10 protein-coding genes are annotated in these 13554 nt (G+C 69.8%); 7 read left to right on the forward strand and 3 right to left on the reverse strand.

Translation table 11 applies throughout. The features are described from left to right. Nucleotides 1–4 precede the first annotated feature (4 nt). The 4 genes from metH (at nt 5) to D9V36_RS34425 (ending at nt 8125) form a co-directional block, all read left to right on the forward strand. Nucleotides 5–3514, forward strand: a complete 3510-nt coding sequence (gene metH, locus D9V36_RS34410) for a methionine synthase (protein WP_129297206.1) — start codon at nt 5–7, stop codon at nt 3512–3514. Between the two features lie 238 nt (nt 3515–3752). Next, the gene (locus D9V36_RS34415; RefSeq protein ID WP_129297207.1) at nt 3753–4466 is read left to right on the forward strand and encodes an HAD family hydrolase; all 714 of its coding nucleotides are present in this window, start codon (nt 3753–3755) and stop codon (nt 4464–4466) included. Nucleotides 4467–4829: 363 nt separating this feature from the next. Then, nucleotides 4830–6437, forward strand: coding sequence for an ABC transporter substrate-binding protein (locus tag D9V36_RS34420; protein WP_129297208.1), 1608 nt, complete (start codon nt 4830–4832; stop codon nt 6435–6437). 89 nt (nt 6438–6526) lie between these two features. After that, on the forward strand, nt 6527–8125 hold the full coding sequence (locus D9V36_RS34425; RefSeq protein WP_129297209.1) for an ABC transporter substrate-binding protein: 1599 nt from the start codon (nt 6527–6529) through the stop codon (nt 8123–8125). 93 nt (nt 8126–8218) lie between these two features. Here the strand turns inward: D9V36_RS34425 and D9V36_RS34430 are convergent, their stop codons facing one another. Together D9V36_RS34430 and D9V36_RS34435 are read right to left on the reverse strand one after the other, a co-directional pair. Beyond that, nucleotides 8219–8890 carry a response regulator gene (locus D9V36_RS34430; RefSeq protein ID WP_088796887.1) on the reverse strand — a complete coding sequence of 224 codons (672 nt, stop codon included), beginning with the start codon at nt 8888–8890 and terminating at the stop codon, nt 8219–8221. 55 nt (nt 8891–8945) lie between these two features. Beyond that, nucleotides 8946–9917 carry a RecB family exonuclease gene (locus tag D9V36_RS34435; protein ID WP_129297210.1) on the reverse strand — a complete coding sequence of 324 codons (972 nt, stop codon included), beginning with the start codon at nt 9915–9917 and terminating at the stop codon, nt 8946–8948. 175 nt (nt 9918–10092) lie between these two features. Between D9V36_RS34435 and D9V36_RS34440 the strand changes: the two genes are divergently transcribed. The 3 genes from D9V36_RS34440 (at nt 10093) to D9V36_RS34450 (ending at nt 13125) form a co-directional block, all read left to right on the forward strand. Then, the gene (locus D9V36_RS34440) at nt 10093–11352 is read left to right on the forward strand and encodes a site-2 protease family protein (protein WP_129297211.1); all 1260 of its coding nucleotides are present in this window, start codon (nt 10093–10095) and stop codon (nt 11350–11352) included. Between the two features lie 68 nt (nt 11353–11420). Next, nucleotides 11421–12347 (forward strand): tRNA (adenine-N1)-methyltransferase, encoded by a 927-nt coding sequence (locus D9V36_RS34445; RefSeq protein ID WP_088796884.1) that lies wholly within the window; start codon nt 11421–11423, stop codon nt 12345–12347. A gap of 202 nt (nt 12348–12549) precedes the next feature. Further along, a complete protein-coding gene (locus tag D9V36_RS34450; RefSeq protein ID WP_206739867.1) occupies nt 12550–13125 on the forward strand; it encodes a hypothetical protein in 576 nt (191 codons plus the stop codon). A 45-nt stretch (nt 13126–13170) separates the two neighbouring features. On the opposite strand, the gene D9V36_RS34455 is transcribed toward D9V36_RS34450, so the two are convergent. Beyond that, nucleotides 13171–13464 (reverse strand): ferredoxin, encoded by a 294-nt coding sequence (locus D9V36_RS34455; RefSeq protein WP_088796882.1) that lies wholly within the window; start codon nt 13462–13464, stop codon nt 13171–13173. Nucleotides 13465–13554: the final 90 nt, after the last annotated feature.

A 13554-nucleotide genomic window follows, 5' to 3' on the forward strand; every position in this document is an offset into this window, starting at 1 on the left:
CTCCATGGCCTCGAACACGCCAACGTCCGACAACACGTCTCGCGTCGCATCCCTGCGTGAGGCGCTTGCCTCGCGGGTGGTGGTCGCCGACGGGGCGATGGGCACCATGCTGCAGGCGCAGGATCCGTCCATGGAGGACTTCCAGCAGCTCGAGGGCTGCAACGAGATCCTCAACATCACCCGCCCCGACATCGTGCGCTCGGTGCACGAGGAGTACTTCGCGGTCGGTGTCGACTGCGTGGAGACCAATACCTTCGGTGCGAATTTCGCCGCGCTCGCGGAGTACGACATCCCCGAGCGGGTCTTCGAGCTGTCGGAGTCCGGTGCCCGGATCGCCCGTGAGGTCGCCGACGAGTTCACCGCCTCCACCGGACAGCAGCGCTACGTCCTCGGCTCCATGGGGCCCGGCACCAAGTTGCCGACGCTGGGCCACGCCCCGTATGTCACGCTGCGTGACGCCTACCAGCAGAACGCCGAGGGCATGATCGCCGGTGGCGCCGATGCCCTGCTGGTGGAGACGACGCAGGATCTGCTGCAGACCAAGGCCGCCATTCTCGGTGCCCGCCGGGCGCTCAAGGTCACCGGCACCCACCTGCCGGTGATCTGTTCGGTGACCGTGGAGACGACCGGCACCATGCTGCTGGGCTCGGAGATCGGTGCCGCGCTGACGGCGCTGGAGCCGCTGGGCATCGACATGATCGGCCTGAACTGCGCCACCGGCCCCGCCGAGATGAGCGAGCACCTGCGCTACCTGGCCCGGCACTCCCGCATCCCGCTGGCGTGCATGCCGAACGCGGGCCTGCCGGTGCTGGGCAAGAACGGGGCGCACTACCCGCTGACGGCGGCGGAGCTGGCCGACGCCCAGGAGACCTTCGTCGCCGAGTACGGCCTCTCCCTGGTCGGCGGCTGCTGCGGTACGACGCCGGAGCATCTGCGGCAGGTCGTCGAGCGGGTCCGCGGCACCGCCCCCACCGCCCGTGAGCCGCGCCCCGAGCCGGGCGCCGCCTCGCTGTACCAGACGGTGCCGTTCCGCCAGGACACCTCGTACCTGGCGATCGGCGAGCGGACGAACGCCAACGGGTCGAAGAAGTTCCGGGAGGCGATGCTGGAGGGCCGCTGGGACGACTGCGTGGAGATGGCGCGCGACCAGATCCGCGAGGGCGCGCACATGCTCGACCTGTGCGTCGACTACGTCGGCCGGGACGGGGTGGCCGACATGGAGGAGCTGGCCGGCCGGTTCGCCACCGCCTCCACCCTGCCGATCGTGCTGGACTCCACGGAGCTGAACGTCATCCAGGCCGGCCTGGAGAAGCTCGGCGGCCGTGCGGTGATCAACTCCGTCAACTACGAGGACGGGGACGGCCCGGAGTCGCGGTTCGCGAAGGTCACCGCGCTGGCCGCCGAGCACGGCGCGGCGCTGATCGCGCTGACCATCGACGAGGAGGGCCAGGCCCGCACCGCCGAGCACAAGGTCGCCATCGCCGAGCGGCTGATCGAGGACCTGACGGGCAACTGGGGCATCCACGAGTCCGACATCCTCATCGACTGCCTGACCTTCACCATCTGTACGGGCCAGGAGGAGTCCCGCAAGGACGGCATCGCCACCATCGAGGCGATCCGCGAGCTGAAGAAGCGCCATCCGGACGTCCAAACCACGCTCGGTCTGTCCAACATCTCCTTCGGCCTGAACCCGGCCGCCCGCATCGTCCTCAACTCCGTGTTCCTGGACGAGTGCGTCAAGGCCGGCCTGGACTCCGCGATCGTGCACGCGAGCAAGATCCTGCCGATCGCTCGGCTGGAGGAGGAGCAGGTCAAGGCCGCCCTCGACCTCGTCTACGACCGGCGCAGCGAGGGCTATGACCCGCTGCAGAAGCTGATGGAGCTGTTCGAGGGCGTCAACACCAAGTCGATGAAGGCCGGGCGGGCCGAGGAACTTCTCGCCCTGCCGCTGGAGGAGCGCCTCAAGCGGCGCATCATCGACGGCGAGAAGAACGGCCTCGACGCCGACCTGGAGGAAGCCCTCCAGGACCGCCCGGCTCTCGACATCGTCAACGACACCCTGCTGGAGGGCATGAAGGTCGTCGGCGAGCTGTTCGGGTCGGGGCAGATGCAGCTGCCGTTCGTGCTGCAGTCCGCCGAGGTCATGAAGACCGCGGTGGCCTACCTTGAGCCGCACATGGAGAAGTCGGACGACGAGGGCAAGGGCACCATCGTGCTGGCCACCGTCCGCGGCGACGTCCACGACATCGGCAAGAACCTCGTCGACATCATCCTGTCCAACAACGGCTACAACGTGGTCAACCTGGGCATCAAGCAGCCGGTCTCGGCGATCCTGGAAGCCGCCGAGGAACACCGCGCCGATGTCATCGGGATGTCCGGTCTGCTGGTCAAGTCCACGGTGATCATGAAGGAGAACCTGGAAGAGCTCAACCAGCGCAAGATGGCGGCCGACTTCCCCGTCATCCTCGGCGGCGCCGCGCTCACCCGCGCCTACGTCGAACAGGACCTCCACGAGATCTACGAGGGTGAGGTCCGCTACGCCCGCGACGCGTTCGAGGGCCTGCGCCTGATGGACGCCCTGATCGCCGTCAAGCGCGGCGTGCCCGGCGCCACCCTCCCCGAACTCAAGCAGCGCCGGGTGCCCAAGCGCGATACGGCGGTGCTGGAGGTCGAGGAGCCCGAGGGCGCGGTGCGCTCCGACGTCGCCATCGACAACCCGGTCCCCGAGCCGCCGTTCTGGGGAACCCGCGTCGTCAAGGGCATCCAGCTCGCCGACTACGCGTCCTGGCTGGACGAGGGCGCCCTCTTCAAGGGGCAGTGGGGCCTCAAGCAGGCCCGCACCGGAGACGGCCCGACGTACGAGGAGCTGGTGGAGACCGAGGGACGCCCCCGGCTGCGCGGCTGGCTCGACAAGCTCCAGACCGAGAACCTGCTGGAAGCCGCCGTCGTGCACGGCTACTTCCCGTGTGTGTCCAAGGGCGAGGACCTGATCCTGCTGCACGAGGACGGCACCGAGCGCACCCGCTTCACCTTCCCCCGCCAGCGCCGCGGCCGCCGCCTGTGCCTGGCCGACTACTTCCGCCCCGAGGAGACCGGGGAGAGGGACGTCGTCGGGCTCCAGGTCGTCACGGTCGGCTCCAGGATCGGCGGCGCCACCGCCGAACTCTTCGAGGCCAACTCCTACCGCGACTACCTCGAACTCCACGGCCTGTCCGTCCAGTTGGCCGAAGCCCTCGCCGAGTACTGGCACGCCAGGGTCCGCGCCGAGCTCGGCTTCGCGGGCGAGGACCCGGCCGACGTCGAGGACATGTTCGCGCTCAAGTACCGCGGCGCGCGCTTCTCGCTGGGCTACGGCGCCTGCCCCGACCTGGAGGACCGCGCCAAGATCGCCGACCTGCTGCGGCCGGAGCGGATCGGTGTGGAGCTCTCCGAGGAGTTCCAGCTGCACCCCGAGCAGTCCACCGACGCCATCGTCATCCACCACCCGGAGGCGAAGTACTTCAACGCGCGGTAGCGGGCCACCCCGAAGCGGACCCGGAGGCCGGGGAGCGCTACTGGGGGCGCCGTGACACTCGGTAATTCTGCGTGCGCGGGTCAGGGCCGGCCCCGGAACGGCCCTGACCTCGGTCACCACGCATTCCGGCCCGTACCGTCGTACACTTATCGGTCCGGTAGTGGCCGGTCGTTTCCCCAGCCGGGGAGGGCGACCGGCCCTTTCGTCCCTTCGGGGACGTCGCAACGGAGGTGGATGGATGACCAGCAGCATCCCCGCAGTCGGCACCCGAACGGCCGAAGCCGCGACCCTCCAAGCCGTATTCCTCGATCTGGACGGCACGCTCGTCGACACCGAGGGATTCTGGTGGGAGGCGGAGGCGGAGGTCTTTGCCGAGCTCGGCCACATCCTCGACGACACCCACCGCGAGGTCGTGGTCGGCGGCCCGATGACCCGCAGCGCCGGGTATCTGATTCAGGCCACCGGTGTCGACATCACCCTGACCGAGCTCAGTGTGCTGCTCAACGCCGCCTTCCTGGCCCGGATCGGGCGTGGCGTCCCCCTGATGCCGGGCGCCCGCCGCCTGCTGGCCGAGCTGGCCGCCCATGAGGTGCCCACCGCCCTGGTCTCCGCCTCGCACCGCGCCATCGTGGACCGGATGCTGCACTCCCTGGGCCCGGAGAACTTCCGGCTGACCCTCGCGGGCGACGACCTGGAGCGCACCAAACCGCACCCGGACCCGTATCTGACGGCCGCCGCGCGCCTGGGAGCCGACCCGGCGTGCTGCGCGGTCATCGAGGACACCCTGACCGGGGTGAGTGCGGGGGAGGCCGCGGGCTGCCCGGTCGTCGCGGTGCCCTCGGTGACGCCGATCCCGCCGGCCGCCGGCCGTACGGTGGTGCCCTCGCTGGAAGAAGTGGATCTCCCATTTCTCCGTACGCTCATCACGGAAAGCCGGGGATCCGTGCACTGAGCGTGCGCCGGAGAATGCCGCTCAGAACCGAGGGGAGCGGCCCGCTCATTTTCCGTGACGAATGCGATGACCGAATTCCGGCCTCACCGCGTTCCCTTGAGCGCGTGACGTTTCTCACGTGCCGGGCCGTCGACAGGGGGGCCCTTGGGTGTTCCAGAGGGGCTGACGGGGGGTTCGGGCGGGGGTAAGTGTCCGGATTGGTGGAGCAACGCGCGAATCGTTCCACCGTCCGGATATCGATCGCCCGCCCGCCGTTATCCGGAGCCCATATCGAATCAACTCCTTTGTGTCTGAGAGTGGCTGGCCGTTCCTACTAATGTCGACGCGAGCAACACCTCTGCGCTGATAAGGAACCTGCCGACGATGAATCGCAAGACCCTGGTGCTGCCGGCGCTGGCCGGTCTCCTCGCCCCCGTTCTCGCAGCCTGTGGCAGCACGGACGGCGCGGGCGAAGGCGGCGATCCGATCGTCGTGGGCGTCCCCACCGTGATCGAGGCGACCAAGGCGGCGCCCGCGCCGCTCGACCCGGCGCAGGCCTACGACGTCGATGCGTGGAACATGCTGCGCGGCACCCTCCAGACGCTGATGCGACTGCCCAGGACCGGCACCGCGCCGGTGCCCGAGGCGGCCGAATCCTGCGGGTTCCGCGACACCCAGAACGAGCAGTACCGCTGCACCCTGCGCAGCGGTCTGAAGTTCTCCAACGGGCACGCCCTGACGGCACAGGACGTCAAGTTCTCCCTCGACCGCATGCGGACCATCAACAACACCAACGGTCCGGTCGCGCTGCTCGACGACATCGACAAGGTCGAGACGCCCAACGACAAGGAGGTGGTCTTCCACCTCCGCAAGCCGGACGCCACCTTCCCGCAGAAGCTCGCCACCCCCGCCGCGGCCATCGTCGACAGCGAGGTGTACCCCAAGGGCCGCCTCTACAGCGGCTTCGACGTGGTCGGCTCCGGCCCGTACACGCTGAAGACGGAGCGCAAGAACAACCGCATCACCAAGGCCACCTTCACCAAGAACCCCACCTACAAGGGCGGGGTGAAGGTGAAGAGCGACAAGGTCGAGATGCGCTTCTACGCCGACTCCACGGCCACGGAGCAGGCGCTGCGCAAGGGTGGGGTCGATCTGATGTACCGCGGGCTGTCGCCCGACCAGATCAAGGGCCTGCAGAACTCCCAGGACAAGCACGTCATGATCCAGGAGATGCCGGGGCAGGAGATCCGCTACCTGGCCTTCAACACCAAGGACCCGGCCGTCTCCAACAAGGCCGTGCGGAAGGCGATGGCGCAGATCGTCAACCGCTCGGAGCTGGTGCGCGACGTCTACTCCTACACCGGCGACCCGCTCTACTCGATGGTTCCCACCGGCCTCACCGGCCACATCAACTCGTTCTTCACCAAGTACGGGAACCCCAGCGCGACCGCCGCCCGTAAGACGCTGCAGCAGGCGAACATCTCCACCCCGGTGAAGTTCACCCTCGCGTACACCACGAACCACTACGGCTCCAGCACCGCCAAGGAAGCTCGTGCGCTGCAGAGCCAGCTCAACAGCACCAAGCTGTTCGACGTCAGCGTCAAGGGCGTCGACAGCTGGCAGCAGTACCGGACCGACGCCCTGCACGGCAAGTACAGCGTCTACAACATGGGCTGGTTCGCGGACATCCCCGACCCGGACAACTACATCGCGCCGTTCATCGGCAAGCAGAACTTCCTCGGCTCCCCGTACCGCAACCCCAAGATCGAGTCGCAGCTGATCCCGGACAGCCGGCAGCAGAGCGACCGCAACGCCGCCGCGGCCAACTTCAAGCAGGCGCAGGACCTCATCGCCGACGACGTACCGCTCCTCCCGCTGTGGCAGGGCAAGCAGTACGTGGTCGCCCGCGATGACGTCACCGGCATCGAGTGGGCGCTCAACTCCTCCTCGTCGCTGCAGATCTGGGAGCTCGGCCGCGGCGTCGCCGACTGAGCCCGCCGATCCGGCCGATGCAGTACACCCCCGCCACGGCCTCCCCGCCGCGGCCCGACAGGCACCACCCAGAACGTGAGGACCGTTTAGTGAGGAAGCGTGACCAGTGGCTGGCCGCACCGATCGGAGCCGGGCTGGCCACAGCCCTGCTCGCGGTCGCCGGGTGCGGCACGGACGACTCGGGGGCGGCCGGCACCGGCGAGCCCGTGGTCATGGGAATGACGGACAAGGTCCAGTCCACCGACCCGGCCTCCGGCTACGAGCCGGGATCGTGGCTGTTGTTCAACAACGTCTTCCAGTCCCTGCTGAGCTTCCCCAAGGGAAGCACCACCCCCGAGCCGGAGGCCGCCGAACGCTGCGGCTTCACCGACGGCGCCAGCAAGGTCTACCGCTGCACCCTCAAGGACGGCCTCAAGTTCAGCAACGGTGACCCGCTGACCTCCAAGGACGTCAAGTACTCCTTCGACCGCACCCGGCGCATCAAGGACCGCAGCGGCCCCGCCGTGATGTTCTCCGCGCTCGACACGGTCGAGGCACCGGACGCCAAAACCGTGATCTTCCGGCTGAAGTCGCCCGACGCGACCTTCCCGATGAAGATAGCCTCCGGCGCCGGCTCGATCGTCGACCACGCCGACTACCCCGCCGACCGGTTGCGCACCGACGGCAAGGCCACCGGCTCCGGTGTCTACACCCTCAAGGAGTACAGCTCCCAGAAGGCCGTCTTCGGCGTCAACGGCTCGTACAAGGGTCCCGCCAAGGTCAAGAACTCCGGGATGACCGTGAAGTTCTTCGACCGCCCCGACAAGCTCAAGACGGCAGTCGAGAAGGGCGATGTCGATGTCGCCTACCGCGGCCTGTCCATGAAGGACATCGCGGCGCTCGACAACGCCTCGCTGAAGCAGCAGCACGGCACCCAGGTCGTCGAGGGCGCCAGCGCCGAGGTCATGCACCTGGTCTTCAACCTCAAGGACCCGGTCGCCGGCAAACTGGGCGTCCGCAAGGCGATCGCCTACCTCCTGGACCGCTCGACCCTGGTCCGGGACGTCTACCGGCGCACCGCGGTGCCGCTGTACTCGATCGTCCCGGCCGGCATCACCGGCCACAGCACCTCCTTCTTCAACACCTACGGCGACAGCCCGAAGCCCGCGAAGGCGAAGGACGCGCTGCGCCAGGCCGGCTACAACGGCAAGGTGCCGCTCACGCTGTGGGCCACCCCCGACCGCTTCGGCCCCGGCACCGTCCCGGCCTTCGAGGAGATCGCCCAACAGCTCAACGCCAGCGGCCTCTTCGACGCCAAGGTGCGCACCCTGCCCACCAAGGAGTACGAGCAGGGCGTGGCCGCCGGCCGGTTCGGTGTCTACGTCAAGGGCTGGATCCCCGACTATCCGGACCCCGACAACTTCACCGCGCCGTTCTTCGGCAAGGACAGTGTGGTGGCCAACCACTACAGCTCGCCCACCATCACCGGGCACCTGCTGCCCAAGACGGCCGACCAGCCGGACCGGGGCGCCACCAAGGCCCAGTTCCGGCAGCTGCAGGACATCGTCGCGCAGGACGTGCCGATGATCCCGCTCTGGCAGGGCAAGCAGTACGCGGTGGCCCGCGAGGGCGTCTCCGGCCTGGAATGGACCCTGGACCCCTCGACCGTCTTCCGGTTCTGGGAGATCAGCAAGCCGACTCAGGCCTGACCTGACCTGTCACACGGCGGCGGGGCCGGCCCGGGAATCTCCCCGGGCCGGCCCCGCCGCCGTCCGTCTGCCAGGCCGTCAGGAACCCGCCGGCTACTGGGCGCCGGGGCGCACCAGCCCGCTCTCGTACGCGTACACCGCCGCCTGCACCCGGTCGCGCAGCCCCAGCTTCGTCAGCACATGTCCCACATGCGTCTTCACCGTCGTCTCGCTCACGAACAGGTCCGCGGCGATCTCCGCATTCGACAACCCGCGCGCCACCAGCTTCAGCACCTCCACCTCGCGTTCGGTGAGGGTGTGCAGGGTGTCCGGCACCGGCTCCTCGCCCGAGGGCAGATGCCCGGCGTACTTGTCCAGCAGCCGGCGCGTGATGCTCGGCGCGAGCATCGCCTCGCCGCCCGCCACCACCCGGATCGCCTGCACCAGCTCATGGGCCGGCGCGTCCTTGAGCAGGAAGCCGCTCGCCCCCGCCCGCAGCGCCTCGACGACATACTCGTCCAGATCGAACGTCGTCAGCACCAGCACCTTCGCCGGCCCGTCTTTCGCCGGCCCGGTGATCTGCCGGGTCGCCTCGACGCCGTCCATCCGGGGCATCCGGATGTCCATCAGCACCACATCGGGCTGCAGCGCCCGCACCTGTTCCAGCGCCTGCAGACCGTCACCGGCCTCCCCGACCACCGCCAGGTCCTGCTCCGCCTCCAGAATCATCCGGAATCCCGTACGCAGCAGGGGCTGGTCGTCGACCAGCAGGACGCGGATGGCCACGAGCTCTCCTTTGATAGGCCTGTCCGGGCGAACAGCGCCTGGTAGGGCAACTGCGCTAGATCTCCCCCATTCTGCCCTGCGGCACCCCACCGCCCTCCGGCGGGCGGATCTGCAGCGGGTACACCGGGGGAGTGCCGCCGAATTCCGGACAGTGCGCCTGGTGGTCGCACCAGCCGCACAGCTTCGTCGGCCGCGGCCGCCAGTTGCCGGTCTCCGTCGCCAGCCGGATCGCCTCCCACAGCGCCAGCAACTTCCGCTCCACCGCCCGCAGATCGGCCTCACCCGGGTCGTACGTCACCACATCGCCGCTGCCCAGATAGACCAGCTGCAGCCGCCGCGGCACCACCCCGCGCAGCCGCCACACCACCAGGGCGTAGAACTTCATCTGGAACAGCGCGCCCTCGGCGAACTGCGGCCGCGGCGCCTTGCCGGTCTTGTAGTCGACGATCCGCACCTCGCCCGTCGGCGCGACATCCACCCGGTCGATGAACCCCCGCAGCCGCAGCCCCGAATCCAGCTCCGTCTCGACATAGAGCTCACGCTCCGCCGGCTCCAGCCGCGTCGGATCCTCCAGCGAGAACCACCGCTCCACCAGCGCCTCGGCCTCGGCCAGCCACTGCGCCAGCCGCTCACCCTCCGCGTCGTCCGCGAACAGCTCCGCCAGCTCCGGCCGCTTGCCCAGCAGCTTCTCCCACTCGCCCGGAACCATCGCCCGCGCCCCGACGGCCGTACGCTCCGCCGCCGGCGCGTCGAAGAGCCGCTCCAGCACCGCATGCACGACCGTGCCGCGGGTCGCCGCCGGGCTCGGCTTCTCGGGCAGTCTGTCGATCACCCGGAAGCGGTAGAGCAACGGACACTGCATGAAATCGCTCGCCCGCGACGGCGACAGCGCCACCGGCGGCCGCGGCTGCTCCCCGACCCGCGCTCCCGACCCGGCAGTCTCACCGCCCGCCCCGGCAGCCTGTGTGCCCGTCCCGGCTTCCCCGCCCTGTGTGCCCGCCCCGGCCTGCTCCGTGCTCCATCCCATGCCACAAAACCCTACGGCCCGCCACTGACAGGCGCGGACGGGTCAGCGCCGCAAGGGCCCCGCAGCGGAGCGGGCCGGGGCACTCCGCATACCATCGACCCTGGACCCCTGCGCCCTGCATGATCGAGATATCAGGCCGAGCAGGGGCGAATGCCGTATTCGATGAGGGGACGCCGTGGACGAGAGCGGGAAGTCGCAGGACCCCGAGGAGTCCGTGCGGCCCCAGCCGCCCGAGCCGCCCGAGGGCGGCAACGGGCCCAAGGCACCCGCGCCGGGCAAGCGGAGGCCCGGGGGCGGCATCCTGATGGGCCGTCCCTTCGGCGTGCCCGTCTACGTCGCGCCCAGCTGGTTCCTCGTCGCCGCCCTGATCACCTGGGTCTTCGGCGGCCAGCTGGAGCGCGTACTTCCCGAGCTCGGCGCCGCCCGCTACCTCGTCTCGCTGTTCTTCGCCGTCGCCTTCTACGCCTCGGTGCTCGTCCACGAGCTGGCCCACACCGTGGCCGCGCTCCGCTTCAAGCTCCCCGTACGGCGCATCCAGCTGCAGTTCTTCGGCGGCGTCTCGGAGATCGAGAAGGAGACCGAGACCCCCGGCAGGGAGTTCGTCCTCGCCTTCGTCGGCCCGCTGCTCTCCCTCGTCCTCGCCGGGGTCTTCTACGCCGGTATGCAGCTGGTCGAACCCGGCACCGTCCCCGGTGTCCTGCTCGCCGGCCTGATGATCTCCAACCTCATCGTCGCGATCTTCAACCTGCTGCCCGGGCTCCCCCTGGACGGCGGCCGGATGCTGCGCGCCGTCGTCTGGAAGATCACCGGCAAACCCATGAGCGGCACCGTCGCCGCCGCCTGGGTCGGCCGCGCGCTCGCCGTCACCGTCCTCATCGGCCTGCCGCTGCTCACCCACACCGGCGCCCTCGGTACCGCCCGCCCCGAGATCGGCGGCGCCGACTCGCTCACCGACGCCCTGCTCGCCGCGATCCTCGCCGCGATCATCTGGACCGGCGCCGGCAACAGCCTGCGCATGGCCCGCCTGCGTGAACGGCTCCCCGACCTCACCGCCCGCACCCTGACCCGGCGCGCCGTCCCCGTCGAGACCGACACCCCGCTCTCCGAGGCGCTGCGCCGCGCCAACGACGCCGGCGCCCGTGCCCTGGTCGTCGTCGACCGCCAGGGCACCCCCACCGCCCTCGTCCGCGAGGCCGCCATCATCGGCGTCCCCGACCACCGCCGCCCCTGGGTCGCCGTCGGCACCCTCGCCCAGGACCTCAAGGACGGTATGCGGGTCTCCGCCGAACTCGCCGGCGAGGACCTTCTGGAGTACCTGCGCGCCACCCCCGCCACCGAATACCTCGTCATCGAGGAGACCGGCGAGATCTACGGCGTCCTGTCCACCGCCGACGTCGAGCGGGCCTTCGTCTCCGCCATGGCCCGCAAGCCCTGACCCCGCGCCGGCCGTCTCCCGGCCGCCCACTGGTCCGCGGCGTCCCGACGGGCCGGTAGGCTGGTCACATGTCCGAACCGACCGGTGCCGCCCGCCGTCGCGGGCCCTTCAAGGTCGGGGACCAGGTCCAGCTCACCGATCCCAAGGGACGCCACTACACCTTCACGCTCGAAGAGGGAAAAAGCTTCCACACCCACAAGGGAGCTTTCCCCCACGACGAGCTGATCGGTGCTCCCGAGGGCAGCGTTGTCCGTACCACCGGGAACGTCGCCTACCTCGCGCTGCGCCCGCTGCTCCCCGACTATGTCCTGTCCATGCCCCGCGGCGCCGCCGTGGTCTACCCCAAGGACGCGGGGCAGATCCTGGCGATGGCCGACATCTTCCCCGGCGCCCGCGTCGTCGAGGCAGGTGTGGGCTCCGGCTCGCTCAGCAGCTTCCTGCTGCGCGCCATCGGCGACGACGGCATGCTGCACTCCTACGAGCGCCGCGCCGACTTCGCCGAGATCGCCACCCAGAACGTCGAGCGTTACTTCGGCGGCCCGCACCCCGCATGGACGCTCACCGTCGGTGACCTCCAGGACAACCTCTCCGACACCGACGTCGACCGCGTCATCCTCGACATGCTCGCCCCCTGGGAGTGCCTGGAGGCCGTCTCCAAGGCCCTGGTCCCCGGCGGCATCCTCTGCGCCTACGTCGCGACCACGACGCAGATGGCCCGCACGGTCGAGGCGATCCGCGAACACGGCACCTTCAACGAGCCCTCGGCCTGGGAAACCATGGTCCGCACCTGGCACGTCGAGGGCCTGGCCGTCCGCCCCGACCACCGCATGATCGGCCACACGGGCTTCCTGCTGACCGCCCGCCGGCTCGCCGACGGCGTCGAGCCCCCGCTGCGCCGCCGCCGCCCGGCCAAGGGCGCCTACGGCGAGGACTACACAGGACCCGGCAAGGACCAGGCGGCCGCCCCCAAGGGCAGCTCCGCCGAGCGCGGCTGACCGGCCGGATCCGGCCACCGAACCACCCGGCGCCGCCGACGAGTTCCCCACCGGGAACCGCCGGCGGCGCTCCGTCGTTTCCCCCACCGGATCTGCACGGAAAACTCCGGCCCGGCCGGTTCCTTGGCGCACCCTCCTGTGGAACGATGCTGGGCACTCCCACCGGTACAGCACTTCACAGGAGTTACCCCGCGTGCAGCCCATGGCAGGCCAGGACCTTTTGCACACCCAGCCGCGCCCCGTGCACTGGCTCGCCACCGCCACCGCCATCTCGGCGGTCGTGGCGGCCGCGTCCTTCGTCCAGCCCCCCGACGCCAAGGCCACGACCACCCCCGTTGCCGCGGCCGACGCCCGTCCCACGGCCGCCCCCGACCCGGGCAAGGTGACCTTTCCGGTGGACTGCGGCCCCCACCGCCTCGACGTGGTGAAGAAGGCCTCCGGCGACCTCGACGGGGACGGGACGACCGAGACTGTCGCCGTGGTCCGCTGCCACAGCCAGACCGGCACCCCGCCCAGCGGCGTCTATGTCCTCGCGCAGCCGTCCGACCCCGAGGCCGCGCCCCGGATCGTGGCGACACTCCTCGACCCCGCCCGCCGCCGCACCGTCCAAACCCTCACGGTCAAGAACGGCGCAATCTCGGCGGCCCTGCTGGGCTACTCCACGCTCGACGTCCCGCGCTGCTGCCCCGATGTGCACCGGAGCGTCAAGTGGCAGTGGAAGGGCGGGAAGTTCGTCCAGAGCGAACTCCCCGCGGCCATGCGCACCCAGGGTCTGTGATCCGTCACATCATGTGTCCGGCCGGCGCGGTCCGCGCCGCGCCGGCTACTCCGCGTCCGGGCCGTAGACCTCGACCAGGTCCTTGACACGGCGGACGTGGATGCAGTCCCCGGGGCACTCCTTCGCGGAGTCCCGGACGTCATCGAGCAGCTTCAGCGGGACGGGGGTTGTCGCCCCCTTGTCCTGCAGCAGCTCGTCCTCGGTGCTCTTCACATAAGCCAGCCCGTCGATGTCGAGCTCGAAGACCTCCGGCGCGTACTGCGCACAGATGCCGTCCCCGGTGCACAGATCCTGGTCGATCCATACTTCCAGCTCTGGGGCTTCGTCCTGTGCGGTCATCTCGCCTGCCGTTCCTGCGTACGTGAACCGTTTTTGTCTAAGTGGCGCCAGCCCTGACGGGTGTTGACCGACTCGACGATACAACCGCTC

The sequence above is a fragment of the Streptomyces lydicus genome (genome assembly GCF_004125265.1).
Classification (GTDB): domain Bacteria; phylum Actinomycetota; class Actinomycetes; order Streptomycetales; family Streptomycetaceae; genus Streptomyces; species Streptomyces lydicus_C.